Here is a 23712-nt window from a genome sequence, read left to right on the forward strand (position 1 = left end):
ATCACGCCAACGCAGGCAAGTCCCGGACGAAGTAGGCGGCACCCGAGTAGGCCTCGCCAGCGGCGATCTCCTCGGGGTCCCGCCAGTACCGCACGTAAGCGTAATCCGCGCCGTCGACGCCGGGCAGCGGGAACCGGTGTTCCTCTACGTCCAGCTCGACGATACGCATCGCCGCTGTCTGGATTACTGCCACTGACGGCGGTTCCTGATCGTGCACAGTGGACTTGACCAGGTCCCAATCTACCTGGGCCGGAACGGTTTCCCGGAGCTGCAGTGGCACGACCACGGCCACGGTGCGGTCGGTCCGGGCCAATGCCGTCGCGGACGCGGCTAGCACGGTCAGCCATTGTGCGGGGTCCTGCCAGCTCAGGCCCAACTCGTCGAAGTGTGCCGATCCGCCCTCTTCCGCGATTCGGTTCAGCCAGTCGGGCAGTTCCGCGATCACGTCCGGAAGAGAAATCGCCGACGCATCCGGCAGGGCGGTCGGCGGGTCGAGGTACCAGGCGTATTCCAAACCGGACAGTACGCCCTCGGTGACCCACACCAGGATCTCGCCGGCCTCCGCCACCATGGCTCGCTGGGGAAGAACGCCGTCCAGGTCGCCGTCCGGGATCGCGTTCCGCACTACGAGGTCGACGCTCACCGAGTCCGGCCTCCAGTGCGAGACGACCTCCGCCTGGTCCACTTGCGCCAGCAGCAACGGGCGTCCAATCAGGACTCGGCGCAGCACCGCGCGCTCGTCCGGGGTCAACGGCCGCTTCATACGAAGAACTCGTCAATCCACGGGCCCTCCATGGACCGGGATTCCGCGCGCACCTCTAGCGCGAAGTCGTCAATCGCCGCGTCGATCTCCGCGGCCGGACGCGCGGTGCCACGCACTACCGGGCCTTCGTCGTCGACCGCCTGCCAGCCGCCGGGAGCCCTGCGGATCCGCAGCGACCACCGTTCCTCCAGCGAAAGCGACTCGAACTCGAAGTCCGGCCGGTCCGCCTCGGGGCGCGACTTCCACTTCCGCAGCGCCACGGCAAGCTCGACCACCGGAAACGACTTCTTGGTGTACAGGACGGTTCCGTCGTCCACGACGTCCAGGTCGGCTTCCACATTGACGAAGACGTCGGCCTCGGACCGGTAATGCAGGTCCGAGGTGTCGAAACGGGAGCACGCGAACTTCAGCATCCGACCGGCACCGTCCCGGCGGTGATCCGGCCCGAATGCCAGTACTCGACCAGCACGTTCCGGTCCGGCAGGTAAATCCACACGTCGTCTCCGGTGTCCATCAGTTCGCCCGCGTTCGCGGCGGCCAGGCGGGCGGGCAGGCGCACCGTCGGGATCGACAGGTTTCCCCAGAACACCACCGCGTCGGCGTGCTTCGGCGAGTGCTGGCGGATGAGGTCGCCCAGCAGCCGCGCGGCTCGCTCGTAGTCCGGTTCGGCAGCTTGCGTCAGCACATTCTCGTCCGGCCAGCGGAGGCCGTCGAAACGTCCCGGGAAAAGCTCCAGGCTGACCGCTGCCAGAGCTTGATCTTCCTCCCAGGAAAGCTCGTGCAGCAACCGGTTTTCCGGGCCCAGAGCGGTGCGCAGGTCCTGCAGGGCTTGAGGGTAGGTGCCGTAGTTCGGGCGCGCGGGATCTCCGGACATATCAGGCAGATTACCGCTGTTCAGGCTGCGGTGCGAGCCATTTTCGTGTTACCAAGGATCTCGTGGCACCCAGCTTACCCCTCAACCGGCGACGTCTGTTCCAGTTGTCCGCGGCGGCCGGTCTTTCGGTTTTCGGCGCGGCCGCTTGTTCGACGCCGGACAGCCCGGCACCGGACAAAACACTGCCGCCGCCGGACGGTGCGCTCGGGGCGAACTTCAACGCCGATCCGGACACGATGGGCTGGGACGAGCTTCAGCGTTCCGGCGCGAAGTGGGTCCGCGGATTCACCGCGATGCCCGATCTGGACAAACACGGTGCTACCGAAAACCCGACGGTCAAGACTTTGCTGCAGGCTGGCGACCGGGGATACGGAACGGTGCTGTCCCTCAACTTTCCGTACTTTCCCGATTCCCACAAGCAGATTCCGCGGCCTGGAACCCCGGCTATGCAGGCCGATCTCGCGCGGCTCGACAAGCTGCTGCCGGCGGTCATGGACAAGGTCGACATCCTGGTGGTCGGCAACGAGCCGTTCATCGAATGTCCCAAGTCCGACTGGAACAACGGGGCTCTCAACGATTTCTACGAGACCGTCGCCGGCCACGTGATCAAGGCTCGCAAGGGCAAGACCGTCCTGCACATGGGCGCGCTCAACAATCTCGACGATCCTAAGTGGACTGGAGCCGGTACCGAACGCTGGATGAAGTACGTCCGCGACACCCCGGAAATCGCCGGAACCGACATCCATCCCCACGTCGGTGCGCCGGGCGACGTGCAGGCCTTCCTCGACTACGTGCTGCCCAAGCTGGGCGAAAAGAAGTTCCTCGTCACCGAGTTCTCACTGGTCCAGCTCTGGAAGAAGCACCTCGCCGACCGGATCTCGGCCGAGTACGCGGCCAAGTACCACGTCCCCGCGGACACGAAGGTCTGGCAGGTTATCCGCAACGCGCTGCGTCAGCCGTTCCCGAAACCGCGGTGGGACGACTTCCTCCGCACCAGTCCGTGGTTCGAGAACAACAAGCACTTCCTGACCGACCAGATAACCAAGTTCCGCGCGACCGGCAAGCTCGCCGTCGCCGCGTACGGCATCGACCAGGGCATTGCCGCGCTCAAGGGCGCGGACTTCGGTCCGGAAACCCCGCCGTGGCTGCTGAACAGCGTGTTCGCGAGGGCGACCGTCCAGAAGAATCCCGACGGCACCGCAGCGCCGAACTACGCCTGGCTGGAGGAATTCACCGCGCTCCAGAACCGTTAGCCCAGCGCGGCGAGGAAAGCATCCGTCGTCGCGCGGTCGCGGACTGCGATGCGCAGGTGGTCCGGTCCTAGGCCAGGGAACGTGTCGCCGCGGCGGACGGCGTAGCCCGCTTCGCGCAGTCGCAGCCGGACGTTTGCCCCGTCGGGGATGCGGATCAGCACGAACGGTCCGCGCGGAGTGCCGAGCACGGGAATTCCCCGTGCGGTTAAGCCGGATTCCAGGTAGTCGCGGTCGGCTTCCGCGGCGGCGGCCAGTTTTTCGGCCTCTTCCAAGGCGGCGGGGCGGCAGCAGGCGACCGTCGCCACTGCGGCCAATGTGGACACTGACCAGGGTGGCTGCACCGCGCGCAACCGGGCGATCAGCGACGGTTCGCCTAGGACGTAGCCAGCCCGCAAGCCCGCGAGCCCCCAGGTCTTGGTGAGGCTCCGCAGTACGACGACGCCCGGGATGCGTTCTCCGGCAAGGCTTTCGACCTCTCCGGGGACCGCGTCGAGGAACGCTTCGTCGACCACCAGTACCCGGCCGGGACGCGCCAGGGCACGCAGGGAATCGGCGGGGTGCAGGACCGAGGTCGGGTTGGTCGGGTTGCCGACGAACACCAGGTCCGCGGAAGCGGGGATGAGCGCCGGATCCAGCCGGTAGCCGTCCACTTCGGACAGGATGACCCGGTCGACGGGATGCCCGGCGGCACGCAACGCGGCTTCCGGTTCGGTGAATTGCGGGTGGACCACCACCGCGTGCTTCGCCGGAATAGACGCCAGCAGCGTGAACGCTTCCGCGGCGCCAGCGGTCACCAGCACGTCGTCGAAATTCCGGCCGTGCCGGGCGGCGACGGCTTCCGTAGCGCGCGTCGGGTCCGGGTAGGCGGCCAGATCGTCCAGTGCCGCAGCGAGTTCCGTGCGAAGCCACGCGGGCGGAACCGGCAGCCGGACGTTCACCGCGAGATCCACAAGACCGTCGCCGACCTCGCGATCGCCGTGATGGTGGAGGTCGTACTCAGCCATGAGCCGCCGCCAGGGAATGCGCGCGCACCTGCGACGCGAAACGGTCCGCCAGCTCGGGATGCCCAGCCCAGTGGACGTGCAGATACGACGCGTGCAGCGAGGCCGACACGAACCCGTCCAGGCCGCGATCCCAGCCCCACGCCGCCGTTTCCCCGTGCGCGGGAGCGATTTCGGTGCGGTGGAATTCGTGCCCAGTGACCCGCTGTCCGGCCACGGCGAGGACATTGTCGGCCACCGAAACCGCACGGCGGTAACCGAGCTTTCCGCGCGCAGTCATGGTCGCTTCCGCGGCGACAGCACCCACCATCGGCAGACCGTCCAGGGATTGGCACAGATAAAGCAAACCCGCGCATTCCGCGCTTACCGGCATCCCCGCGTCGATCGCGGCACCGACCGCATCCCGAAGCTCCACATTGGACGACAGCTCAGCAGCGTGCACTTCCGGGAACCCGCCGCCGAAGTATAGGCCAGCGCAATCCGGCGGCAATGCCTTGTCCCGCAACGGGTCGATGTCGACCACGTCGATCCCGCGCGCGGCCAGCAGTTCGATGTTCTCGGCGTAGCGGAAGGTGAACGCCGGACCTCCGGCGGCGGCGAGTGTCGCACGTGGACCGTCCCACACCGGACCGGCGTTCCACAATGGACCGCTCAGCGCCGGAGCACTTCGGGCGACCCGCACGACGGCTTCGATATCGACGCCCGCAGCGACCCACTCCGCCAGCTCCGGCAGCAGCCGCTGCGACTCCGCGGCTCGTTCCGCCGCCGGAACCAGTCCGAGGTGCCTACTCGGTGCATGCACATTCTCGTTGCGGCGCAACGCACCCAGCAACGGAACGCCAGTCGCTTCCAGCGCGGTGACGATCTCGTCCTCGTGCCGCTGCGAGCCCAGTTTGTTCAGGATCACCCCGGCGAGCCGGACACGAGTGTCGTACTGCGCGAACCCCAGCACCGTCGCCGCGACGCTCCGCGAGGCCGCCGAAGCATCGACCACCAGCACGACCGGCGCGTCGAGCAGCCGCGCGACGTGCGCGGTCGACGCATAGCCTTCGGTGCCCAAAGCGCCGTCGAACAGGCCCATCACGCCCTCGATGACGGCGATGTCCGCGCCCGCGGAACCGTGTCGCAGCAACGGAACCAGCGCTTCCTCGCCCTGTAGGAACGGGTCCAGGTTCCGGGCCGGGCGGCCGGTGGCCAGGGAGTGGTAGCCGGGGTCGATGAAGTCCGGCCCGACTTTGTGCCCGGACACGGTGTGCCCGGCGGCGCGCAACGCGGCCATGAGCCCGGCGGCGATGGTGGTCTTGCCGTGCCCGGAACCGGGCGCGGCGACGACGACCCGCGCTACCACTCGATCCCCCGCTGGCCCTTCTGCCCGGCGTCCATCGGGTGCTTCACCTTCGTCATCTCGGCGACCAGGTCCGCGGCCTCGATCAGTTCCGGCGGCGCGTAGCGGCCGGTGATCACCACGTGCTGATGCCCGGGCCGGGAGGCCAAAGTGGACACGACGTCGTCCACTTCGAGCCAGCCCCATTTGAGCAGGTAGCTGAATTCGTCCAGGACATAGAAATCGTGCGTCTCGGCGGCGAGCCGGCGCTTGATTTCCGCCCAGCCCTCGCGGGCGTTGGCGGCATGGTCCTCTTCGGACCCTTGTTTGCGCGACCAGCTCCAGCCCTCGCCCATCTTGTGCCACTCGACCGCGCCGCCCTGTCCGGTGTCGTCGTGCAGCTTGCCGAGCGCCTTGAACGCGGCTTCCTCGCCGACGCGCCATTTCGCCGACTTCACGAACTGGAACACGCCGATCGACCAGCCCTGGTTCCACGCGCGCAGCGCCATGCCGAACGCCGCGGTGGATTTCCCTTTCATCTCACCGGTGTGCACGGCGAGCAGCGGGCGGTTGCGGCGCTGCCGCGTGGTGAGCCCGTCCTTCGGCACGACCTCCGGTTTGCCCTGTGGCATCAGGCAGCCCTCCCCGTTCGTTCGCGCACCGCCGAAGCGAGCGATTCAGCGGCCACTTCGGACAGTGGCACGTGCTCGGCTCCCAAGTGCCCGGCCAATTCCGCGGCGAGACCGAGGCGCATCCGGCCGGTCTCGCAGTCCATCACGATCGTCGTCACGTCGGTCAGCAAGCCCGCGGCGGCCTTGGCCCGGGCCACCGCGTCGGAACCGCTCGTGGCCCGGCCGTCGGTGACCAGCACCAGCAGCGGCCGACGACGCGGATCCCGGATCGACTCGACCCGCAGCACCCGCGCGGCCTCCAGCAATCCCTCGGCGAGCGGGGTGCGCCCGCCGGTCGGCAGGCCGTCCAGCCGGGCCGCGGCGGCTTCGACGCTGATCGTCGGCGGGAGCGCCAGTTCGGCGTCCGCGCCACGGAACGTGACCAGACCGACCTTGTCGCGCCGTTGGTAGGCGTCCAACAACAGCGAAAGCACCGCGGTCTTCACTTCCCGCATCCGCGCCCGCGCGCCCATCGAGCCCGACGCGTCGACGCAGAACAGCACCAGATTGCCTTCGCGGCCCTCGCGCAACGCGAACCGCAGGTCCGGCGACCGCACCTCCAGCCCCGGCCCGGACCGGCCCCGCGCCCGCTGATGCGGGGCGGCGGCCCGGATCGTCGCGACCAGATGCGGACGTCCGTCGCGCACACTGGGCGGCTGCACGCCGATCGTCCGGCCGGTGTCGGTGATGGCGCGCGACCGGCGGCCGCGTTCGCCCTCGCCGGTGCCCTTCACCCGGAACACCCGCGCACGAAACGTATCCCCCGCGTTGACCGTCTTCTGCGGCGAAGACCCGTTACCCGAAGGAGCCTCACCAGGAGAAGGCGGAGCCCCCTCGGACGGCCCACCGTCCGGCACCGGCCCGCCGTCGTCCGGACCGGGACCACCGCCAGGGCCGCCGCCGTCGTCGTCCGGTCCCTCGGGCGGCGGCTGCGAATCCTCCAGCGCCTGTTCGAGCTGTTCCTCGGAAATCCCCGGCGCGTCGAACGGATTCCGCCGGCGCCGGTGCGGCAGCGCGAGCCGCGCCGCGACCCGGATGTCCTCGGTGGTGACCTCGTCGCGCCCGGCCCACGCCGCGTGCGCGACCGCGGTCCGCGCCGTGACGATGTCCGCGCGCATGCCGTCGACCTCGAACGACGCGCACACCTCGGCGATCTGCCGCAGCGCCTCGTCCGGCAGCTTGACCGACGGCAAAAGCCGTTGCGCCGCCTCGATCTCCGCCGCCAGCGCCGAGTCCTCCGCCGCGTAGCCGTCCGCGAAACCGTCCGGATCCGCTTCGTAGGCGAGCCGCCGCCGGACCACCTCGACGCGCTGCTCCGGATCACGGCTCGACGCGACCTCGACGGTCAGCCCGAACCGGTCGAGCAGCTGCGGCCGCAGTTCGCCCTCCTCCGGGTTCATCGTCCCGATCAGCACGAACCTCGCCGCGTGCGAGACGGAAACGCCCTCGCGCTCGACCGTCGCGCGGCCCATCGCCGCCGCGTCGAGCAGCGTGTCCACCAGATGGTCGTGCAGGAGGTTGACCTCATCGACGTACAGCAGCCCGCGGTGCGCGGCGGCCAGTAGGCCGGGCTGATAGTCGGTGACGCCCTCGGCCAGCGCCTTCTCCAGGTTCAGCGAGCCGACGACCCGGTCCTCGGCCGCGCCGACCGGCAGCTCCACCAGCCGCGCCGGCCGCCGGTGCGCGGGAAGACCCGCCGCGTGCGGGCCGTCCGGGCACGCCGGGTCCGGAGTGGCGGGGTCGCAGGAGAACCGGCAGCCGTCCACCACGTCGACGCCCGGCAGCAGCCCGGCGAGCGCGCGCACCATGGTCGACTTCGCGGTGCCCTTCTCGCCCCGCACCAAGACCCCGCCGACCGCGGGCGAGATCGAGGACAGGACGAGCGCCAGACGCAGGTCCGGCATCCCGACGACAGCGGTGAACGGATAGGGCTTCAAGAGCACTCCCTTGTGGGTCGGCGTCTGGCCGATCATCGCACAGCGGAGGTCTCGCTTAGGGTGGGAAATCGTGCGCGAAGAATCACGCCTGACGGTGGTCGGGATCGGGGCCGACGGGTGGACCGGGCTCACCCCCGCGGCCCGCGACGCCGTGCGGCGGGCGGACGTCGTGCTCGGCGCGCAACGGCAGCTGAAGTCCTTGCCGGAAGACCTCCGCACCCAAGCCTGGCCCAGTCCGCTGCTGCCCGCGCTCGACGAGATCCTGGCCGGGCAAACCGGCCGAGTCTGCGTGCTGGCCAGCGGCGATCCGTTCCTGTCCGGTATCGCCACCACCCTGCGTGACCGCGGCTACGCACTCGACGTCCTGCCAGCGGTTTCCTCGGCGACGCTGGCTCGCGCGCGGCTCGGCTGGTCGTTCGAGGAAACCGAGGTCGTCACGGTCGTCGGACGCGCCGTCCACCGCGTCGCGCGGGCGCTGGCGCCGAACCGGAAAGTGCTGGTCCTCGGCGGCTCCGCACCAGAGCTGCGCGAGCTGCTCAACGCCCGCGGCTACGGCGATTCCGCCCTCACCGCCTTGGAAAACCTCGGCGCGGCCGACGAACAGATCGCCGACGGCTGGGTCCACGACCCCGGCCCGCTGACGGTCTTCGCCGTGCTCTGCCACGGCCCTGGCCTCCCGCTCACCGGTCTGCCCGACGACGCCTTCGAGCACGACGGCCAGCTCACCAAACGCGACCTCCGCGCGTCCGCTCTCGCCCGCCTCGCGCCAAACCCGGGCGAACTCCTGTGGGACGTCGGCGCGGGCGCGGGCAGCATCGGCATCGAATGGTCGCGCGCGCATCCGCTGAACCGCGCCATCGCGATCGAACGCGATCCGGCGCGTGCCGAACGCGTCCAGCGCAACGCCAATGCCCTTGGCGTGCCGGAATTACAGGTGGTCACCGGCCCGGCACCGGAGGCGCTGGCCAGGCTCCCCCGTCCGGACGCGGTGTTCGTCGGCGGCGGCTTGACCGTGCCCGGCGTCCTCGACCACTGTGTCGAAACCGACGCCCGCATCGTCGCGCACGGTGTCACCCTTGAGGCCGAGCAGATCCTGGCCGCCGCGTACGCCCGGTACGGCGGGGAACTGCAACGGATCTCCGTGGAGCACGCGAAACCGCTCGGCGGGTTCACCGGCTGGACACCGTCCCGCGCAGTCACGCAGTGGAGCTGGAAATGACCGTTTACTTCATCGGGGCCGGACCGGGCGCGGCCGACCTGATCACCGTGCGCGGCCGCGACCTGCTCGCGCGCTGCCAGGTGTGCCTGTACCCGGGCAGCATGACGCCGACTGACCTGCTCGCCTACTGCGCGCCGGACGCCGAACGCGTCGACACCGCGAACCTCAGCCTCGACCAGATCACCGAGAAACTGATCGACGCGCACAAGGCTGGTCACGACGTCGCGCGGTTGTGTTCGGGAGATCCGTCGCTGTACAGCGCGGTCGCCGAGCAGGTCCGACGGCTGGAACCGGAAGGCGTGCCGTACGAGATGGTGCCCGGGGTTCCGGCGTTCGCCGCGTCAGCCGCCGTGCTCGGCCGGGAGTTGACCGTGCCGGGGATCGGGCAGAGCCTCGTGATCACGCGCGCGCAAGCGAGGTCCACCGCGATGCCAGACACCGAAACGCTGGAGAATTTCGCCCGCACCGGCACCACTCTCGCACTGCACCTGGCGATCAACCACATCGAGCGCGTCACCGAAGAACTCGCCGGCCACTACGGCGCGGACTGTCCCGCCGCCGTCGTCGCCTTGGCCAGCCAGCCAGGGGAAACCGTGGTGCGCGGCACGCTCGCCGACATCGCCGGCCAAGCGCGTTCCGCCGGAATGACCCGCGCGGCCACGATTTTCGTCGGCCGGGTCCTCTCCGCGGGCGGTTTTCCGGACAGTTTCCTCTATTCCAGCACCCGCGACCGGGCGAGCCAACCGGAGTCGTTGTGACCGAACTGCGCTGGGGCCTGCTGGCCACCGGGACCATCGCCGCCGAATTCGCCGCCGGCGTCGAGCAAAGCCGCCACGGGGTACTCGCCGCGGTGGCTTCGCGCACGGCCGAGCGGGCGCGCGATTTCGCGACCAGGTACGAAATCCCGAAGGCGTACGGCAGCTACGAAGAACTCCTCGCCGACCCGGACGTCGACGCCGTTTACATCGCCACTCCGCACGCGCAGCACGAGGAATGGGCGATCCGGTCCGCCGAAGCGGGCAAGCACGTGCTGTGCGAGAAACCCCTCACGCTCACCGCGCCGGACGCGGAGAAAGTCATCGATGCCGCGCGGCGCAACGACGTTTTCCTCATGGAAGCGTTCATGTACCGGCTGCATCCGCAGACCCGGCGGCTGGTCGAGCTGATCGAATGCGGCGCGATCGGCGAGGTACGGGCCGTGGACGTCACGTTCAGCTTCGATTCCGACGCGAACGACGCGGTCCGGCTGGGCGATCCCGCGCTCGGCGGCGGCGGGATCCTCGACGTCGGCTGCTACTGCACCTCGCTGGCCCGGCTGGTTTCGCAGGCCGCGACCGGAATTCCGGCCGTGGAGCCGACCCGCGTCACCGGCATGGCCCGGCTCACCGAGAGCGGCGTCGACGAGTTCGCGATGGGCCTGCTGCGGCTGCCCGGCGAGATCATCGCCCAGCTGTCCTGCGGGTATCTGCTGACGCAGGACGACCACATCCGGATCTACGGCACCACCGGTCAGCTCTACGTGCCGAAGCCCGCGTGGATCCACGAGCTGCGCACGCCCGGCGTCTCGTCCATCGTGCTGACTCCGTCGGACGGCGAGCCGGAAGTCATCGAAATCGAAGCCACCCAAGGGGTTTACGCCCGCGAAGCGGATTACGTCGCCGCGCACGTCGCGGACCGGCAAGGCCCGGAACTGACCTGGGCCGAAACGCTCGCCAACATGCGCACCCTCGACCGGTGGCGCACGGCCGTCGGATACGGGCGATGACCGTCCTGATCCTCGGCGGCACCGCGGAGGCCCGTGACCTGGCCGCCCAGCTGCACGAACGCGACGTCGAGGTGATCTCGTCGCTGGCCGGGCGCGTCACGCGGCCGCGCCTGCCGGTCGGCGCGGTGCGGATCGGCGGGTTCGGCGGCGTCGAAGGCCTCACCGCCTGGCTGCGCGAAAACCGGATCCAGGCAGTGGTCGACGCCACGCATCCGTTCGCGGAACGCATTGGCGCCAACGCTTTCCACGCCGCCCACGCGGCCAAGGTCCCCCTCCTGCGGCTCGCCCGCCCCGGCTGGCAGCCGGCCGGCGCCGACCGCTGGCACTGGGCCGCCGACCTCGAAGAGGCCGCCGCGCTCCTGCCCGGCCTCGGTGCCCGCGCGTTCCTCACCAGCGGCCGCCAGGGCCTGGCCGCGTTCGCCGACCTCGACCCGCTGTGGTTCCTGATCCGCTGCGTCGACCCGCCGGACCAGCCGCTGCCGCGCCGGCACGAAGTGGTGCTCGACCGCGGCCCGTTCCGCCTCGACGGCGAACGCGCGCTGATGACCGAGCACGACATCGACGTGCTGGTCACCAAGGACAGCGGCGGCGCGATGACCGCCGCGAAACTGACCGCCGCGCGGGAACTCGGCCTGCCGGTGGTCGTGGTCCGCCGCCCGCCGCGACCGGCGGGCGCCGAAACCGCGGACGTAGCCGCCGCCGTCGAATGGGTGCTCAAGCGATGAACGAACAGTTTTACGACGTCCTGCACCGCCGCCGCGACGTCCGCGCCGAGTTCACCGGCGAGCCGATCGACGACGCCGTCCTCACCCGGGTGCTGGAAGCCGCGCACGCCGCGCCGAGCGTCGGGATGAGCCAGCCGTGGGACTTCGTGCTGGTCCGCGACCCGGGCACGCGCGACGAGTTCGCCCGGCACGTGCACGCGGAGCGCGACGTGTTCGCCGCGTCCCTGGACGGCGAACGCGCGGAGACGTTCGCCAGGATCAAGGTCGAGGGCATCCGCGAGTCGAGCCTGGGCATCGTGGTCACCTACGACGCGCAGCGCGGGGCCCCGGCGGTGCTCGGCAGGCACGCGATCGCCGACGCCGGGCTGTACTCGGTGTGCCTGGCGATCCAGAACCTGTGGCTGGCCGCCACCGCGGAGGGGCTCGGCGTCGGGTGGGTGAGTTTTTACCGCGAACCCGCGCTCGCGCAGCTGCTCGGCATCCCCGACGGCATCCGCCCGGTGGCCTGGCTTTGTGTAGGACCGGTAACGAATCTCGCCGAGGTCCCCGACCTCGAACGGCACGGCTGGCGCAGCCGCGCGCCGCTGGCCAGCGCGTTACACCACGAGCGGTTCACGCCGCGCGACGAGGGGTCAGCGTAAACCTCTCGGAGTGACCCAATAGATTTCCTCTAATGCGTCCGATTGCCGTAGTGCTGGGGTTGCTTTCGGCGCTGTGCGCCCTGGCCTATCCCTTCCTGCCGGTCGTGCAGGACACCGCGGAAGTCGCGTGGCCCACCGCCTCCGACACGCGTTCCGTCAACGCGCCCTTGACCGGGTACTGGGCACAGAACCTGAAGGCCGAGCTGCCGTGCGACACGATCCGGTCGCTCGACGCCCGCACGAACGGCTCGGCGCTGCTGTTCGGCACCGTCCCGGACGGGCGCACCGGCAAGAACGCGGCCAACGGCGTCGGCATGCAGCTGCGCATCGACAACGGCGTGCTGTTCGCGTCCAGCCAGGGCCAGCAGATCGCGCAGCAGCCGCTCCCGCAGGACGGCTGCGCGGTCACGCTCGACTCGGACGCGACCCAGATGACGCTCTCGGTCGGCAAGACCCCGATCTTCCACACCACCGGCGACGTCCGGCCGCGCGTGCTCGGCATCTACTCGTCGATCAGCTCCGCCCGCGACCCGATCGCCGGCCTGCACGTGTCGGTCGTCCCGGACACCCGCTACCAGACCTCGCCGACCGCGCTGAAGCTCGTCGTCGGCATCCTCGCCGCGCTGTCGTTCCTCGGCTGCCTGATCGCGGTGTGGCGGATGGACTCCGGCTTCGCCCGCCGCGCTCCGCGCTGGGCCCCGGTCGGCTGGTGGCGGCTCACCGGCCGCGACGCGACAGTGTTCGGCGTGCTCGGCGCGTGGGTCTTCATCGGGCCGGTGACCTCGGACGACGGCTACATCCTCACCATGGCCAGGGTCACCGAGGCCACCGGATACCTCACGAACTACCACCGCTGGTTCGGCGTCGCGGAGGCCCCGTTCGGCTGGTTCTACCACCTGTACGAGCTGATGACGCACGTCAGCACGGTGCCGCCGTGGATCCGGCTGCCCTCGTACCTGCTCGGCGTGATCAGCTGGCTGCTGATCAGCCGCGAGGTGATGCCGCGGCTGGGCACCCAGGTCCGGCGCAGCCGCGCGGCGGGATGGGCCGCCGCGGCGGTGTTCCTGGTCTGGTGGATGCCGTACAACAACGGCGTCCGGCCGGAACCGGTCGCCGCGCTCGGGTCGCTGCTGGCGATCTGCGCGGTCGAACGCGCGCTGGTCACCCGCCGGCTGCTGCCGCTGTGCCTCGGGCTCACGGCGGCCGCCTTCACCCTGGCCGCGACGCCGACCGGGCTGATCGCGGTCGCCCCGTTCCTGGTCGCCGGGAAACCGCTGTTCAAGCTGGTCCGGCAGCGTTCGGCGAGCGGCTGGCTGCCGATGCTCGCGCCGATCCTCGCGTCCGGCTTCCTGGTCCTCGTGGTGATGTTCGCCGACCAGACGTTCGCGACCGTCCAGGAGGCCACCCGCATCCGCACCGCGGTCGGCCCGAACCTGTCGTGGTTCCAGGAACTCGCGCGCTACCAATTGCTGTTCGAGAACCTGCCGGACGGCTCCGCGCCCCGCCGGTTCCCGGTGCTGCTCGTACTGCTCTGCACGATGACCTGCCTGGTGGTGCTGCTGCGCCGCGGCCGGATCCCCGGCGCCGCGCTCGGGCCGAGCCGCCGGCTGATCGGCACCACCGCGCTGTTCTTCCTGCTGCTCGCGCTGACCCCGACGAAATGGACGCACCACTTCGGCGCGTTCGCCGCGGTCGGCGCGTCGATGGCGGCGCTCACCGCGCTCGCGACCAGTTCCACCGTGCTGCGCTCCAACCGCAACCGCGCCGCGTTCCTGGCCGTGCTGCTGGTGGTCGGCGCGCTCGCCGCGACCGGTCCGAACGCGTACTGGTTCGTCTCGCGGATCGGGGTGCCGTGGACGAACGGCGCGCCGTCGATCGGCGGCATCCCGCTGTCGACGATCCTGCTCGGGGCCGCCGCGATCGCCGGGATCTACGCGTTCGTGGAGAACGTCCGGGCGCACCGGCCGGGACCGGCGCCGCAGGAGGGCCGGAGCCGGTCGCTTCGGCTCGGTTCGCTGTCGCTGGTCGTGGTGTGCGGCCTGGTCGCGGCGGGCGAGATCTACACGATGGGCGCGGCGATCTACTTCCAGCGCGACAGCTACAGCCTCGGCGCGGCGAACGTCGGGCATCTGTTCGGCAAGAGCTGCAACCTGTCCGACCACGTGATGGTGGAGCGCGACGCGGCCAAGAGCATCCTGCACGCGCAGCCCGAGCAGCGGACCGTGCCGGAGAAGCCGGTCACGCAGAACCCGCCGAACCCGCTGCCGAACCCGGACCAGGACAACGGCCGGGTCCAGACTGGCTTCCACACCAGCCCGGTCGACGACAAGGACCCGCTGGCCGAGCCGCCGCACGGGTTCAAGCAGGACCAGGTGCCGATGTGGAGCAGCTACCTCGACACCCAGACCCGCGCCGGACGCCTGCGCAGCGACTGGTACGCGCTCACCGACCGGACCGAGAACGGCCAGATCGTGGTCGCCACCGCGAGCCAGCCGCGCCGCCCGGCGTCGGTGAGCCTGGAGTACGGCGTGAACACCCCCGAGGGCGTGCGGGTGCTGCGCAGCCAGTTCGCGCTCCCGCCCGGCGCGGGCACCGGCGGCTGGAACGACACCCGGATCAACCTGCGCGACCTGCCGCCGGAAACCACGTCGGTGCGGGTCGTCATGGTGGACGACGACCTCACCGAGGACGGCTGGATCGCCGCGTCCGCGCCGCGCGTGCCGACCTTCACCACGCTCACCGACAAGCTCGCGGGCAAATCGGTGTACATCGACTGGCCCGCTTCGTTCGTGTACCCGTGCGCGAACCCGGTCACCTCGCACGACGGCATCTCCGCGATGCCGGACTACCGGATCACCCCCGGCCAGCTCGCCGACGAGGCGAAGTGGGCGTCCAGCACCAACGGCGGGCCGAACGGCTGGCTCGAGGAGATCGCCAAGGAGCCGGAGGTGCCGAGCTACCTGAGCGGCCAGCCGTACCAGTCGTGGGGGCAGCTGCTGCAGATCGAGCCGTACACGACGGGGGTCGCGCCGACGGTGCGGCACGGCGAGAAGACGGTGTGGGGCTGGTGGTCGCCCGGGCCGGGGCCGTCGCAGCCCAACGGCAAGGACCCGACAAGGTAGGTCGTGAGTGGCGATCGCGGTTAGAACCGTGATTGCCACTCACGAGGGCTCCCGCAACCTCCGCGCCCCCAGCACCGACATCCCCGGCACCACCGCCAGCGCCAGCAACGCCCACTGCAGCCCCACCGCGTTGGCCAGCGCCCCCACCGCGGGCGCGACCACGCCGCCGGCGCTCACCGCCAGCCCGAGCGTCACCCCGCTTGCCGTGCCAAGCCGATTCGGCAGGTAGTCCTGCCCCAGCGTCACATGCAGCGAGAACGGCGCATACAACGCCAGCGCGGCCAGCGCGACCGGCAGAAACACGCCGTACCCCGGCACGAGCGCGATCCCGGCCATCGCGGGCACCGACACCGCGTATGAGACGTAAACCGTCCGGATCCGGCCCCAGCGTCCAGCCAGCACGCCGCCGAGCAGCGTGCCCACCGCACCGACCCCGAACAGCACCACCAACGCCACTTCCCCGGCGAGCACACTGCCGGTCCGCTGCGTGACCCAGATGGCGAGGAAGGTGTTGAGCGAGAAGGACGCGATGGAGCGTCCGACCACCACGACGGTCAGCCAGCCGAACTGCCGCCAATCGTCCCGGCCGACGTGCGCGCTGTGCCGCGCCGCGGAGTGCAGGTCGCCCATCCGGCGGAACAACGCGGTGACGACCACTCCGGCGACCAGCGCGGGCAGCACGAGATACGGCGTCGCGCCGAGACCGCCCGCCTGCAGCACCGGGGTGACGAGGATCGGCCCCAACGCGAAACCGACGTTGCCGCCCAAGGAAAACCAGCTCATCCCGACGTGCCCGCGCCCGGCGATCCGGCGGGCGATCCGCGCCGATTCCGGGTGGTAAGCGGCGACGCCGAGGCCGGACAGCGCGATCGCGAGCCAGGTCAGCGCGTAGGAATCGGCCAGCCCGGACAGCCCGATCCCAGCGCCGGCGACCGTCATCCCGGCCGGCACCAGCCACGGCATCGGCCGCCGGTCGGTCAGCACTCCGAACAGCGGCTGGACCACCGAGGACAGCAGCGTCGCGGCCACGGTGATCCCGGCCGCGGCGAGGTAGCCGTAGTGCCGTTCGGCGACGAGAAACGGCACGAGCGCGGGGACTGCGCCCTGGTAGAGGTCGTCGACGGCGTGGCCGATGACCATGAGCGGCATCGGCCAGCGCGCGGTTCGGGCCGGAGCGCGGAGTGTTGTCACCCGGTCATGGTCGAACCGGCTGAGTGCTTCGCGATTCCGTTATTATGCCGACTTATGTCGATTTCCGGCCACCAGCCCACCGCGCCCACGAACATCCGGGACCTGGCCGCCACCGCGAGCATCGCCGAGCACTGGCACGACGAGCACCAGGTCGTCTACGCCAGCAGCGGCGTACTGGCCGTGCACACGGACCGGTCGCGCTGGATCACGCCCGCACACCGGGCGCTGTGGATTCCGGCCGGCACGGTGCATTCCCACCGCGCTTACGGCGTCACCCGGCTGCATCTGTTCGGTTTTTCGCCGGAGCTGAGCCCATTGCCGGTGACCGAGCCGACCGCGCTCGCGGTCACCCCACTGCTACGCGAGCTGCTGATCGCGTACACCGAACTCGGCGAGGACCGCGCGACGCCCGCCGGCCAACGGATGCGGGCCGTGTTGTTCGACCAGCTCACCCTCGCGCCGGAGCGTCCGGTGCAGGTGCCCGCCGCACGCGATCCGCGGCTGATCGCCGTGTGCCGGTTGCTGGAGGAAGATCCTTCCGACTCGCGCAGCCTCGAAGCGCTGGGCCGCACTGTCGGAGCCAGCGGCCGGACGCTCACCCGGCTGTTCCGCACGGACACCGGCATGACGTTTCCGCAATGGCGCACGCAGCTGCGGCTGTACCACGCGTTGCGGCTGCTGGTGGAGGGCCAGTCCGTGACGTCCGTGGCGCAACGCTGCGGATTCGCCACCACCAGCGCGTTTATCGACGTGTTCCGGCGTTCTCTCGGCCACACGCCGGGGTCGTATCTCCACAGTGGACTATCCGGTGCCGTACCACGAGACTCGCCGCGAGCCGGTTGACGCCGAACGAGACGAGGATCAGCCCGGTCGCGTCGAGCAGGTGCGCGCCGAGGACGCCGGCCAGCGCGAACGAACCGATCCGGATCGCGAGAAAGACCGCCCACAGCGCGATTCCCGGCCCGGTCAGCCGGTACTGCAGCCCGTCCGCCCGCCGGAACCGTGTCACCCGCCCCATCGCGGCGCCGGTGCCCGCGACCAGGACGAGTTCGCCGGCCAGCAGCCAGTCCGCCGCGCGGAACCCGCCGCCCAGCTCGAACCCCAGGTAAACCAGCCCCACCGCGATCACCACGAGCGGCGTCACCAGCATCCGCCGCGGCTCGGCGGACCGCCAGCGGAACTGCCGCACGATCAGGAACCCGACCGCGAGCGCGATCAGCACGTCGTCGACCATCGGCAACTCCATCACTAGTGATACTTCCTCGAATGTATCACCGGTGATTGAATAGCGCGATGCGCGCCGCCGACCTGCACCGCCTCGCCCGCACCCTCCGCGAAATCGCGCTGACCAGCACCGGGAACACCGGCGCGGACCAGGTCAACGCGGGAGAGCTGGCGGTGATCGAGGACGTCTCCGGCCATCCTGGCGCGACGATCAGCGACGTGACCCGCCGGACCGGGCTGGCGCAGAGCCTCGTCTCCCGGATCGCGCACCGGATGGCGGACGCGGGCGTCCTGCGGATGCGGCCGGACGAGAAGGACCGGCGCAAGTCGAGGCTGGAGATCGAACCGGCCGCGCGCGCGATGTTCCGCACCCGCGCGGACGGTTCGATCGACTCAGCCCTCGCCGAGCACGCCCCGAAACTCAGTGCGGCACGGCGGAAAGAACTCACCCGCCACCTCGCCGAGGCGGAACGGCTGCTCCGGGAAGGTCAGGAATAGCTGCGCGGCGTCCACACGATCGACCGGCCGTCCGGGCCTTCCTCCACCACCGTGCGCGACGAGCCCACGATGAGCAGGCACCGCATGTCCACAGTAGACGGATCGAGCCCGCCGAGCGTGGTGACCCGGATGTCCTCCTCCGGCCCGCCGACGTCGCGCGCGACCACCACCGGCGTCGCCGGATCCCGGTGCCGCAGCAGGACTTCCCGCGCGTTCTCCAGCTGTGTCACCCGCGTCCGCGAGGCCGGGTTGTACAGCGCCAGCACCAGATCCGCCGCACCAGCCGCGTCCAGCCGGCGTTCGATGATCTCCCACGGCTTCAACCGGTCCGAAAGGGACAGTACGCAGTAGTCGTGTCCCAGCGGGGCGCCCACGCGCGACGCGGCAGCCTGCGCCGCCGTCACCCCGGGCACGATCCGGACCCGCGCGCCGGCGCCGTTCCCGGCCGAAACCTGTTCCAGCACCGCCGAAGCCATCGCGAACACGCCCGGATCGCCGGACGACACCACGGCCACCCGCGCGCCCGTCGCTGCCAGCTGCAACGCCTCGACCGCCCGGTCCGCCTCGACCCGGTTCCCTGACGCGTGCCGCTGCTGCCCGGTCCGCTGCGGAACCCGCGCGACATACGGCCCGTAGCCGACGATGTGGTCCGCCGCCGCCAGTTCCGCGGAAGCTTCCGGCGTCAGCCACTCCGGCCCGGCCGGACCGAGCCCGACGACGACCACCTCGCCGCCTTCCGCCGGCACCGAAGGTGCGAGCGGCACCGCGGGCTCACCGTCCACCCGAGACTTGTAAGCCGGACTCGGCAGCAACGCCAAGGAAAAATACGGCACCGACTCCGGATCGACGTCCGCGAACGGCTCCACCCGCTGCTGCTTCCAGGTCGCCCGCTCGACATACCAGGCGTCGTCGAGCTTGCCTGCCTCCGCGAGCGCTTCCCGGACAGAACCGAAGGTGCGGCCCAATTTCAGCACCGCCGCCGCTTCGGTGTCCGCCAGCCGCCGCGCCAATTCGGGCGCGGGCAACGTTCCCGGCAACACGGTGAGCACTTCGTCGCGCTGCACCAGCGGACGGCCGAGCACCGACGACGCCGCGCTCACCGACGTCACGCCGGGCACCACTTCGGTCTCGAACCGCCCGGCGAGCCGTTCGTGCATGTACATGTAGGAGCCGTAGAAGAACGGATCGCCCTCGCACAGCAGCACCACGTCACGCCCGGCGTCGAGATGCTCGGCGAGCTTTTTCGCGCTCAGCTCGTAGAAATCGGCGATCGCGCCCTCGTAGCCGCCGGGATGGTCGGTGGTCTCGGTGGTGACCGGATAGACCAGCCGCTCTTCCAGCTGCCCCTCGCGCAGGTACGGCTCCGCCACCGAACGCGCGATGCTGCGCCCGTGCCGCGCGCAGTGGTAGGCGATGACGTCCGCCTCGCCGATCAGCCGCGCCGCCTTCACCGTCATCAGTTCCGGATCGCCGGGGCCCAGCCCGACGCCGTACAGCCGCCCCGTCATTCGACCGCGCTCGCAATCGCGTTCACGGCGCCGACGGCCATCGCACTGCCGCCGCGACGGCCGTGCACGACCAGGTACGGCGCGGGCGCCCGCTGTGCCAATTCCACTTTGGACTCCGCCGCGCCGACGAATCCGACTGGCACGCCGATGATCGCGGCCGGTGCGCCGACGCCCTCGTCGAGCAGCTCCAGCAGCCGGAACAACGCGGTCGGCGCGTTGCCGATGGCCACCACCGAACCGGGCAGCCGGTCGCGCCACAGCTCCAGCGCGGCGGCCGACCGCGTGGTGCCCAGCCGTTCGGCGAGCCCCGGCACGCTCGGATCGTCCAAAGTGCACACGACGTCGTTCGCCGCGGGCAGCCGTTTGCGCGTGATGCCGCTGGCGATCATCTTCGCGTCGCACAGGATCGGCGCGCCCGCCTCCAGCGCGGCGCGCCCCGCCTCGACGACGTCGAGCGAGTAGCGCAGGTCGTCGACCAGGTCGACCATGCCGCAGGAATGGATCATCCGGACCGCGACGCCCGCGACGTCGTCGGGCAGGATCGCCAGGTCCGCCTCTTCGCGGATCGTGGCGAACGAGTGCCGGTAGATCTCGGCCCCGTCCCGCAGGTAGTCGATCACGAAGGTCCCTTTCTCGCCAACGCATCCGCCAACTCGGACGCCGGGGTCCAGCGTCCGTCGACACGGTAGCCGCCGGGTTCGGCGACAACGTCGCGGTGGGCCCCGGACGGCCGCCCGCAGCGGCGTGCACAGCCCGAGACGTGCACCCGCGCCCCGTCCGCGACCAGTGTCGCCGCGTCCGCGCGGACGTCGGCGAGAGACTTCGCACACCCCGGCGCGCCGATGCACGCGCTAAGCTCCGCCGTCGCCGGATCCGTCGAAAGCCCCGCCGCGTGCAGGCGTTCGACGTCCGCGCCGCCGGGCAACAGCACCGAACGCCACGGCGTGACCACTGCGTCGCCGAAGTCGGCGAGCGTGCGCAACTGCGCGGCAGTCAGCTGGCCGAACCGAGGCGCGACCCCCACCGCCTCGCCGCCGTCGTCGCGCCGGATCCGGCCGACCGTCAGGTCAATGCGGGTCGGAAGGGTTTGCGGCGCTTCGCGCGGACCGTCGGGCAGCAGCATCGAAGGATCGGCCAGTTCTCCGATCCGCCATACCGAACCACGCGTACGCGCAAACGTTTCCGCCACCGTGAGCAGCGCGGACACCGCGTCGTCCCGCGACACGCGCCAGCCCGAATCAGCTCCGGCCAGCAGCACCGCACCGACCGTCGGCCCGGTCGCGCGCCAGCAGACATCCGTGCCCACGACGTCGCCGCGACCGTCGTCAAAGCCGAACAGGAACCGGCCGGGCAGCTCCGCGAGTTCCGGCCGCGCGCACAGCGCGCGATCCAGCGTCGCGGAAAGCCCCCGGACGTCGGCGAGCCCGCCACGCACTCCGCTCAACGGAGAGGCCAGCACGTTCCGCACGCGTTCGTGGCTGGGCGACGGCAGCAACCCGGCTTCGGTCAGCCGTCCCGCCAGCCCCGGCCTTCGCACGCCGCGCAGCTGGACGTTCGCGCGCGAGGTCAGATGGACGTCGCCGTCGCCGAGGTCTTCCGCGCAGGTTGCCAAGGCCCGCAAGCGATCCGCGGTCACCACGCCGCCGGGAAGCCGGACCCTGGCGAGCGGCCCGTCCGCCGCGTCGTGCGTCGCGAAAACCCCAGGGCAGGCGTCGGCGCGCACGCGGGCGGGGGTGGACATGGCACTCACTGTAACCCGAAGCGGATTCAATAGGCTTGCGATCATATGTAGTACATCTGCTACATTCCATCGCACAGGCAGGATGGGGGTCATCCAATGAGAGATCAAGCGGACACCGTGCTCCGCGTCGAAGGCTTACGCATGCGCTACGGCGCGAACGACGTGCTGCACGGCACGTCGTTCACCGCGCACCGCGGCGAGGTGCTGTGCCTGCTCGGGCCGAACGGGGCGGGCAAGACCACGACGATCGAAATCCTCGAGGGGTTCCGCATGCGGTCCGCGGGCGAGGTGTCCGTGCTGGGCACCGACCCCGCGAAGGGAGGCGAGGACTGGCGGGCGCGGCTGGGGGTCGTCCTGCAATCCTGGCGCGACCACGGCAAATGGCGGGTGCGCGAACTGCTCGACCTGCTCGGGTCGTACTACTCGCCCTACTCCACCGACCGGATCCGCCGTCCGTGGGACACCGACGAGCTGATCGAGGCGGTCGGGCTCGCCGAGCACGCGGGCAAGAAGATCCGGATGCTGTCCGGCGGGCAGCGGCGCAGGCTGGACGTGGCGATCGGCATCGTCGGCCGTCCCGAACTGCTGTTCCTGGACGAGCCGACCGCCGGGTTCGACCCGCAGGCGCGGCGCGATTTCCACGAACTCGTGCACCGGCTCGCCGACGACGCCACCACGATCCTGCTCACCACGCACGACCTCGACGAGGCGGAAAAACTCGCCGACCGGATCCTGATCCTGAGCGGCGGCCACATCGTCGCCGACGGATCGCCGGACCAGCTGAGCCGCCAGATCGCGGGCGAGGCCGAGGTGCGCTGGAGCGTCGGCGGGCAACGGTTCGTGCACTCGACCACGGAGGCGACGAAGTACGTGTACGAGTTGTTCAAGCAGCACGGCGAAGCGGTCGCCGACCTGGAGGTCCGGCGCGCGTCGCTGGAAGACACCTACCTGACGCTCGTGCGGCGCGCGGAGTCCGGGCTGGCTGAAGCAGGTGCGCTATGACGGCGTCGGCGCAGCGAACCGCGGCGCGGGTGGGACTCCGCCGCGGGTTCATCGAATTCCGCCAGCTGTGGACGAATCGCGACGACCTGATCGGCCAGTTCGTCTGGCTGGCGATGATCTTCGGCACGCTCATCTTCATGCGCGGTGCGCAGCTGCCGGGCACCTCGTTCTCGCTGGGCGCCGCGACGGTGCCGGGCGTGATCGGCGCCGGCGTCGTGTTCAACGGCCTGACCAGCGTCGCCGGAGCGCTCGTCATCGACCGCGAGGACGGCACGCTGCTGCGGGCGAAAGCGACGCCGAACGGGATGTTCGGCTACCTCGTCGGCAAGGTCACGACGTTCTCGATGGTGCAGGTCGCGAGCATCCTCGTGATGCTGGTGCCGTCGCTGTTCCTGTTCGACGGGCTGGCCCCGGACGGGTTCTTCTCGATCCTGAACCTGCTGTGGGTGCTCGCCGCCGGGCTGGTCGCGACCCTGCCGATCGGCGCCGCGATCGGCTCGCTGATCCAGGACTCCCGGATGCTCGCCCTGGTCATGCTGCCGATGCTCGGGCTCGGCGCGATCTCCGGGATCTTCTACCCGATCACCTCGCTGCCGGGCTGGCTGCAGGACGTCGCGCAGGTGTTCCCGATGTACTGGCTCGGCCTCGGCATGCGCTCGGCGCTGCTGCCGGACCAGGCGGTCGTCGTGGAGATCGGGCAGTCGTGGCGGCCGTTGCCGACCCTGGGGGTACTGCTCGCGTGGGCCGTGATCGGATTGGTGCTGGCCCCGATCCTGCTGAAGCGGATGGCCCGGCGCGAATCGGGGTCGTCGGTGGCGGCGCGACGGGAAAGGGCACTTCAGCGTGTGTGAGGCGCGGTGAGCGAGAACGTCTACAACCGCATCGCGGTGCTGCGCGCCGAACGCGGCATCTCGCGGCGGCAGCTCGCGGACGCGCTCGGCGTGCACTACCAGACCATCGGGTACCTGGAGCGCGGCGAGTACAGCCCGAGCCTTTACCTGGCGTTGCGGATCGCGGAGTTCTTCGAGGTCGCGGTGGAGGTGCTGTTCTCCACCGCGCCCTTCCCGCGCATCGGGGACGAAAGCAAACCCGCGTGAGGGTCTGCTCACCTTGACGGCGCCCGCGCGCCCCGCGAAAGTAGAGCGGACACGCGTCGGCACGCGGAGGAACCCGGTGGAAGTCCGGGGCGGTCCCGCCACTGTGACCGGCGGCCCCGCGGCCGCCGGCAGCCAGGAACTCCCGCCGGCGTGCCC

The 23712-nt window shown here is 70.5% G+C and carries 24 protein-coding genes and 1 riboswitch; of the genes, 12 read left to right on the forward strand and 12 right to left on the reverse strand.

From position 1 onward, the window contains the following. Nucleotide 1: 1 nt before the first annotated feature. Genes ACFSVL_RS21240 through ACFSVL_RS21250 form a run of 3 tightly spaced genes read right to left on the reverse strand, consistent with a single transcriptional unit; the run spans nt 2 to nt 1637 of the window. Nucleotides 2–763, reverse strand: a complete 762-nt coding sequence (locus ACFSVL_RS21240; RefSeq protein ID WP_378306712.1) for a hypothetical protein — start codon at nt 761–763, stop codon at nt 2–4. Continuing rightward, nucleotides 760–1176 (reverse strand): DUF7878 domain-containing protein, encoded by a 417-nt coding sequence (locus ACFSVL_RS21245; RefSeq protein WP_378306713.1) that lies wholly within the window; start codon nt 1174–1176, stop codon nt 760–762. The genes ACFSVL_RS21240 and ACFSVL_RS21245 overlap by 4 nt, the downstream gene beginning before the upstream one ends. Further along, the gene (locus ACFSVL_RS21250; protein ID WP_378306715.1) at nt 1170–1637 is read right to left on the reverse strand and encodes a hypothetical protein; all 468 of its coding nucleotides are present in this window, start codon (nt 1635–1637) and stop codon (nt 1170–1172) included. Before ACFSVL_RS21250 ends, ACFSVL_RS21245 begins: the two co-directional genes overlap by 7 nt. 62 nt (nt 1638–1699) lie before the next feature. On the opposite strand from ACFSVL_RS21250, the gene ACFSVL_RS21255 reads away from it, so the two are divergent. Beyond that, nucleotides 1700–2890 (forward strand): hypothetical protein, encoded by a 1191-nt coding sequence (locus ACFSVL_RS21255; RefSeq protein WP_378306717.1) that lies wholly within the window; start codon nt 1700–1702, stop codon nt 2888–2890. On the opposite strand, the gene cobC is transcribed toward ACFSVL_RS21255, so the two are convergent. From cobC to ACFSVL_RS21275, 4 genes are read right to left on the reverse strand one after another with little or no spacing between them, the layout of a single operon-like run. Then, on the reverse strand, nt 2887–3894 hold the full coding sequence (cobC, locus tag ACFSVL_RS21260; protein ID WP_378306719.1) for an Rv2231c family pyridoxal phosphate-dependent protein CobC: 1008 nt from the start codon (nt 3892–3894) through the stop codon (nt 2887–2889). The two genes, ACFSVL_RS21255 and cobC, sit on opposite strands and share 4 nt — an antisense overlap. Beyond that, on the reverse strand, nt 3887–5239 hold the full coding sequence (locus tag ACFSVL_RS21265; protein ID WP_378306721.1) for a cobyrinate a,c-diamide synthase: 1353 nt from the start codon (nt 5237–5239) through the stop codon (nt 3887–3889). The genes cobC and ACFSVL_RS21265 overlap by 8 nt, the downstream gene beginning before the upstream one ends. Further along, nucleotides 5233–5847, reverse strand: a complete 615-nt coding sequence (gene cobO / locus ACFSVL_RS21270) for a cob(I)yrinic acid a,c-diamide adenosyltransferase (protein WP_378306723.1) — start codon at nt 5845–5847, stop codon at nt 5233–5235. Before cobO ends, ACFSVL_RS21265 begins: the two co-directional genes overlap by 7 nt. Beyond that, entirely contained in the window at nt 5847–7823 is a 1977-nt protein-coding gene (locus ACFSVL_RS21275; RefSeq protein ID WP_378306725.1) for a putative cobaltochelatase, read from the reverse strand. The genes cobO and ACFSVL_RS21275 overlap by 1 nt, the downstream gene beginning before the upstream one ends. A 70-nt stretch (nt 7824–7893) precedes the next feature. Between ACFSVL_RS21275 and cbiE the strand changes: the two genes are divergently transcribed. The 6 genes from cbiE to ACFSVL_RS21305 are packed head-to-tail and all read left to right on the forward strand — an operon-like array spanning nt 7894 to nt 15295. After that, complete coding sequence (gene cbiE, locus ACFSVL_RS21280) at nt 7894–9042, forward strand: precorrin-6y C5,15-methyltransferase (decarboxylating) subunit CbiE (protein WP_378306727.1); 1149 nt, start codon at nt 7894–7896, stop codon at nt 9040–9042. After that, nucleotides 9039–9800: a precorrin-4 C(11)-methyltransferase gene (cobM, locus tag ACFSVL_RS21285; protein WP_378306729.1), complete on the forward strand. Its 762-nt coding sequence runs from the start codon at nt 9039–9041 to the stop codon at nt 9798–9800. The genes cbiE and cobM overlap by 4 nt, the downstream gene beginning before the upstream one ends. Next, nucleotides 9797–10807, forward strand: coding sequence for a Gfo/Idh/MocA family protein (locus ACFSVL_RS21290; RefSeq protein ID WP_378306731.1), 1011 nt, complete (start codon nt 9797–9799; stop codon nt 10805–10807). Before cobM ends, ACFSVL_RS21290 begins: the two co-directional genes overlap by 4 nt. Further along, nucleotides 10804–11532, forward strand: coding sequence for a cobalt-precorrin-6A reductase (locus ACFSVL_RS21295; RefSeq protein ID WP_378306733.1), 729 nt, complete (start codon nt 10804–10806; stop codon nt 11530–11532). Before ACFSVL_RS21290 ends, ACFSVL_RS21295 begins: the two co-directional genes overlap by 4 nt. Continuing rightward, a complete protein-coding gene (gene bluB, locus ACFSVL_RS21300) occupies nt 11529–12173 on the forward strand; it encodes a 5,6-dimethylbenzimidazole synthase (protein WP_378306735.1) in 645 nt (214 codons plus the stop codon). The genes ACFSVL_RS21295 and bluB overlap by 4 nt, the downstream gene beginning before the upstream one ends. A 32-nt stretch (nt 12174–12205) precedes the next feature. After that, nucleotides 12206–15295 (forward strand): arabinosyltransferase domain-containing protein, encoded by a 3090-nt coding sequence (locus ACFSVL_RS21305; RefSeq protein ID WP_378306737.1) that lies wholly within the window; start codon nt 12206–12208, stop codon nt 15293–15295. Nucleotides 15296–15334: 39 nt separating this feature from the next. On the opposite strand, the gene ACFSVL_RS21310 is transcribed toward ACFSVL_RS21305, so the two are convergent. Beyond that, nucleotides 15335–16486, reverse strand: coding sequence for an MFS transporter (locus ACFSVL_RS21310; protein ID WP_378306739.1), 1152 nt, complete (start codon nt 16484–16486; stop codon nt 15335–15337). A gap of 54 nt (nt 16487–16540) precedes the next feature. Here ACFSVL_RS21310 and ACFSVL_RS21315 point away from each other — a divergent pair, with 54 nt between their 5' ends. Then, a complete protein-coding gene (locus ACFSVL_RS21315) occupies nt 16541–17329 on the forward strand; it encodes an AraC family transcriptional regulator (protein ID WP_378306741.1) in 789 nt (262 codons plus the stop codon). Here the strand turns inward: ACFSVL_RS21315 and ACFSVL_RS21320 are convergent. After that, nucleotides 17229–17732, reverse strand: coding sequence for a hypothetical protein (locus ACFSVL_RS21320; RefSeq protein ID WP_378306743.1), 504 nt, complete (start codon nt 17730–17732; stop codon nt 17229–17231). The two genes, ACFSVL_RS21315 and ACFSVL_RS21320, sit on opposite strands and share 101 nt — an antisense overlap. 47 nt (nt 17733–17779) lie before the next feature. On the opposite strand from ACFSVL_RS21320, the gene ACFSVL_RS21325 reads away from it, so the two are divergent. After that, nucleotides 17780–18208: a MarR family winged helix-turn-helix transcriptional regulator gene (locus tag ACFSVL_RS21325; RefSeq protein WP_378306745.1), complete on the forward strand. Its 429-nt coding sequence runs from the start codon at nt 17780–17782 to the stop codon at nt 18206–18208. Here the strand turns inward: ACFSVL_RS21325 and ACFSVL_RS21330 are convergent. The 3 genes from ACFSVL_RS21330 to ACFSVL_RS21340 are packed head-to-tail and all read right to left on the reverse strand — an operon-like array spanning nt 18199 to nt 21457. Beyond that, nucleotides 18199–19716, reverse strand: a complete 1518-nt coding sequence (locus ACFSVL_RS21330; protein WP_378306747.1) for a precorrin-2 C(20)-methyltransferase — start codon at nt 19714–19716, stop codon at nt 18199–18201. The genes ACFSVL_RS21325 and ACFSVL_RS21330 overlap by 10 nt on opposite strands. After that, a complete protein-coding gene (locus ACFSVL_RS21335; RefSeq protein ID WP_378306749.1) occupies nt 19713–20336 on the reverse strand; it encodes a precorrin-8X methylmutase in 624 nt (207 codons plus the stop codon). Before ACFSVL_RS21335 ends, ACFSVL_RS21330 begins: the two co-directional genes overlap by 4 nt. Next, on the reverse strand, nt 20333–21457 hold the full coding sequence (locus ACFSVL_RS21340) for a precorrin-3B synthase (protein ID WP_378306751.1): 1125 nt from the start codon (nt 21455–21457) through the stop codon (nt 20333–20335). Before ACFSVL_RS21340 ends, ACFSVL_RS21335 begins: the two co-directional genes overlap by 4 nt. A gap of 96 nt (nt 21458–21553) precedes the next feature. Between ACFSVL_RS21340 and ACFSVL_RS21345 the strand changes: the two genes are divergently transcribed. The 3 genes from ACFSVL_RS21345 to ACFSVL_RS21355 are packed head-to-tail and all read left to right on the forward strand — an operon-like array spanning nt 21554 to nt 23556. Beyond that, the gene (locus ACFSVL_RS21345) at nt 21554–22459 is read left to right on the forward strand and encodes an ABC transporter ATP-binding protein (protein ID WP_378306753.1); all 906 of its coding nucleotides are present in this window, start codon (nt 21554–21556) and stop codon (nt 22457–22459) included. Continuing rightward, a complete protein-coding gene (locus ACFSVL_RS21350) occupies nt 22456–23310 on the forward strand; it encodes an ABC transporter permease (protein WP_378306755.1) in 855 nt (284 codons plus the stop codon). Before ACFSVL_RS21345 ends, ACFSVL_RS21350 begins: the two co-directional genes overlap by 4 nt. Before the next feature lie 6 nt (nt 23311–23316). Next, nucleotides 23317–23556 carry a helix-turn-helix transcriptional regulator gene (locus ACFSVL_RS21355; RefSeq protein ID WP_037354504.1) on the forward strand — a complete coding sequence of 80 codons (240 nt, stop codon included), beginning with the start codon at nt 23317–23319 and terminating at the stop codon, nt 23554–23556. Between the two features lie 67 nt (nt 23557–23623). Then, nucleotides 23624–23697: riboswitch (cobalamin riboswitch) on the forward strand. The last annotated feature ends 15 nt before the right edge of the window (nt 23698–23712 follow it).

This window comes from Amycolatopsis silviterrae (assembly GCF_042684085.1).
GTDB lineage: Bacteria > Actinomycetota > Actinomycetes > Mycobacteriales > Pseudonocardiaceae > Amycolatopsis > Amycolatopsis silviterrae.

Bases quoted from the DNA above. Each gene is read 5' to 3' on its own strand.
- cobM (WP_378306729.1), top strand. From the start codon at position 9,039: ATGACCGTTTACTTCATCGGGGCCGGACCGGGCGCGGCCGACCTGATC.
- ACFSVL_RS21320 (WP_378306743.1), bottom strand. From the start codon at position 17,732: ATGGAGTTGCCGATGGTCGACGACGTGCTGATCGCGCTCGCGGTCGGG.
- cobO (WP_378306723.1), bottom strand. From the start codon at position 5,847: ATGCCACAGGGCAAACCGGAGGTCGTGCCGAAGGACGGGCTCACCACG.
- ACFSVL_RS21345 (WP_378306753.1), top strand. From the start codon at position 21,554: ATGAGAGATCAAGCGGACACCGTGCTCCGCGTCGAAGGCTTACGCATG.
- cobC (WP_378306719.1), bottom strand. From the start codon at position 3,894: ATGGCTGAGTACGACCTCCACCATCACGGCGATCGCGAGGTCGGCGAC.
- ACFSVL_RS21330 (WP_378306747.1), bottom strand. From the start codon at position 19,716: ATGACGGGGCGGCTGTACGGCGTCGGGCTGGGCCCCGGCGATCCGGAA.
- ACFSVL_RS21245 (WP_378306713.1), bottom strand. From the start codon at position 1,176: ATGCTGAAGTTCGCGTGCTCCCGTTTCGACACCTCGGACCTGCATTAC.
- ACFSVL_RS21325 (WP_378306745.1), top strand. From the start codon at position 17,780: ATGCGCGCCGCCGACCTGCACCGCCTCGCCCGCACCCTCCGCGAAATC.
- ACFSVL_RS21250 (WP_378306715.1), bottom strand. From the start codon at position 1,637: ATGTCCGGAGATCCCGCGCGCCCGAACTACGGCACCTACCCTCAAGCC.
- ACFSVL_RS21305 (WP_378306737.1), top strand. From the start codon at position 12,206: ATGCGTCCGATTGCCGTAGTGCTGGGGTTGCTTTCGGCGCTGTGCGCC.
- ACFSVL_RS21350 (WP_378306755.1), top strand. From the start codon at position 22,456: ATGACGGCGTCGGCGCAGCGAACCGCGGCGCGGGTGGGACTCCGCCGC.
- ACFSVL_RS21340 (WP_378306751.1), bottom strand. From the start codon at position 21,457: ATGTCCACCCCCGCCCGCGTGCGCGCCGACGCCTGCCCTGGGGTTTTC.
- ACFSVL_RS21315 (WP_378306741.1), top strand. From the start codon at position 16,541: ATGTCGATTTCCGGCCACCAGCCCACCGCGCCCACGAACATCCGGGAC.
- bluB (WP_378306735.1), top strand. From the start codon at position 11,529: ATGAACGAACAGTTTTACGACGTCCTGCACCGCCGCCGCGACGTCCGC.
- ACFSVL_RS21240 (WP_378306712.1), bottom strand. From the start codon at position 763: ATGAAGCGGCCGTTGACCCCGGACGAGCGCGCGGTGCTGCGCCGAGTC.
- ACFSVL_RS21295 (WP_378306733.1), top strand. From the start codon at position 10,804: ATGACCGTCCTGATCCTCGGCGGCACCGCGGAGGCCCGTGACCTGGCC.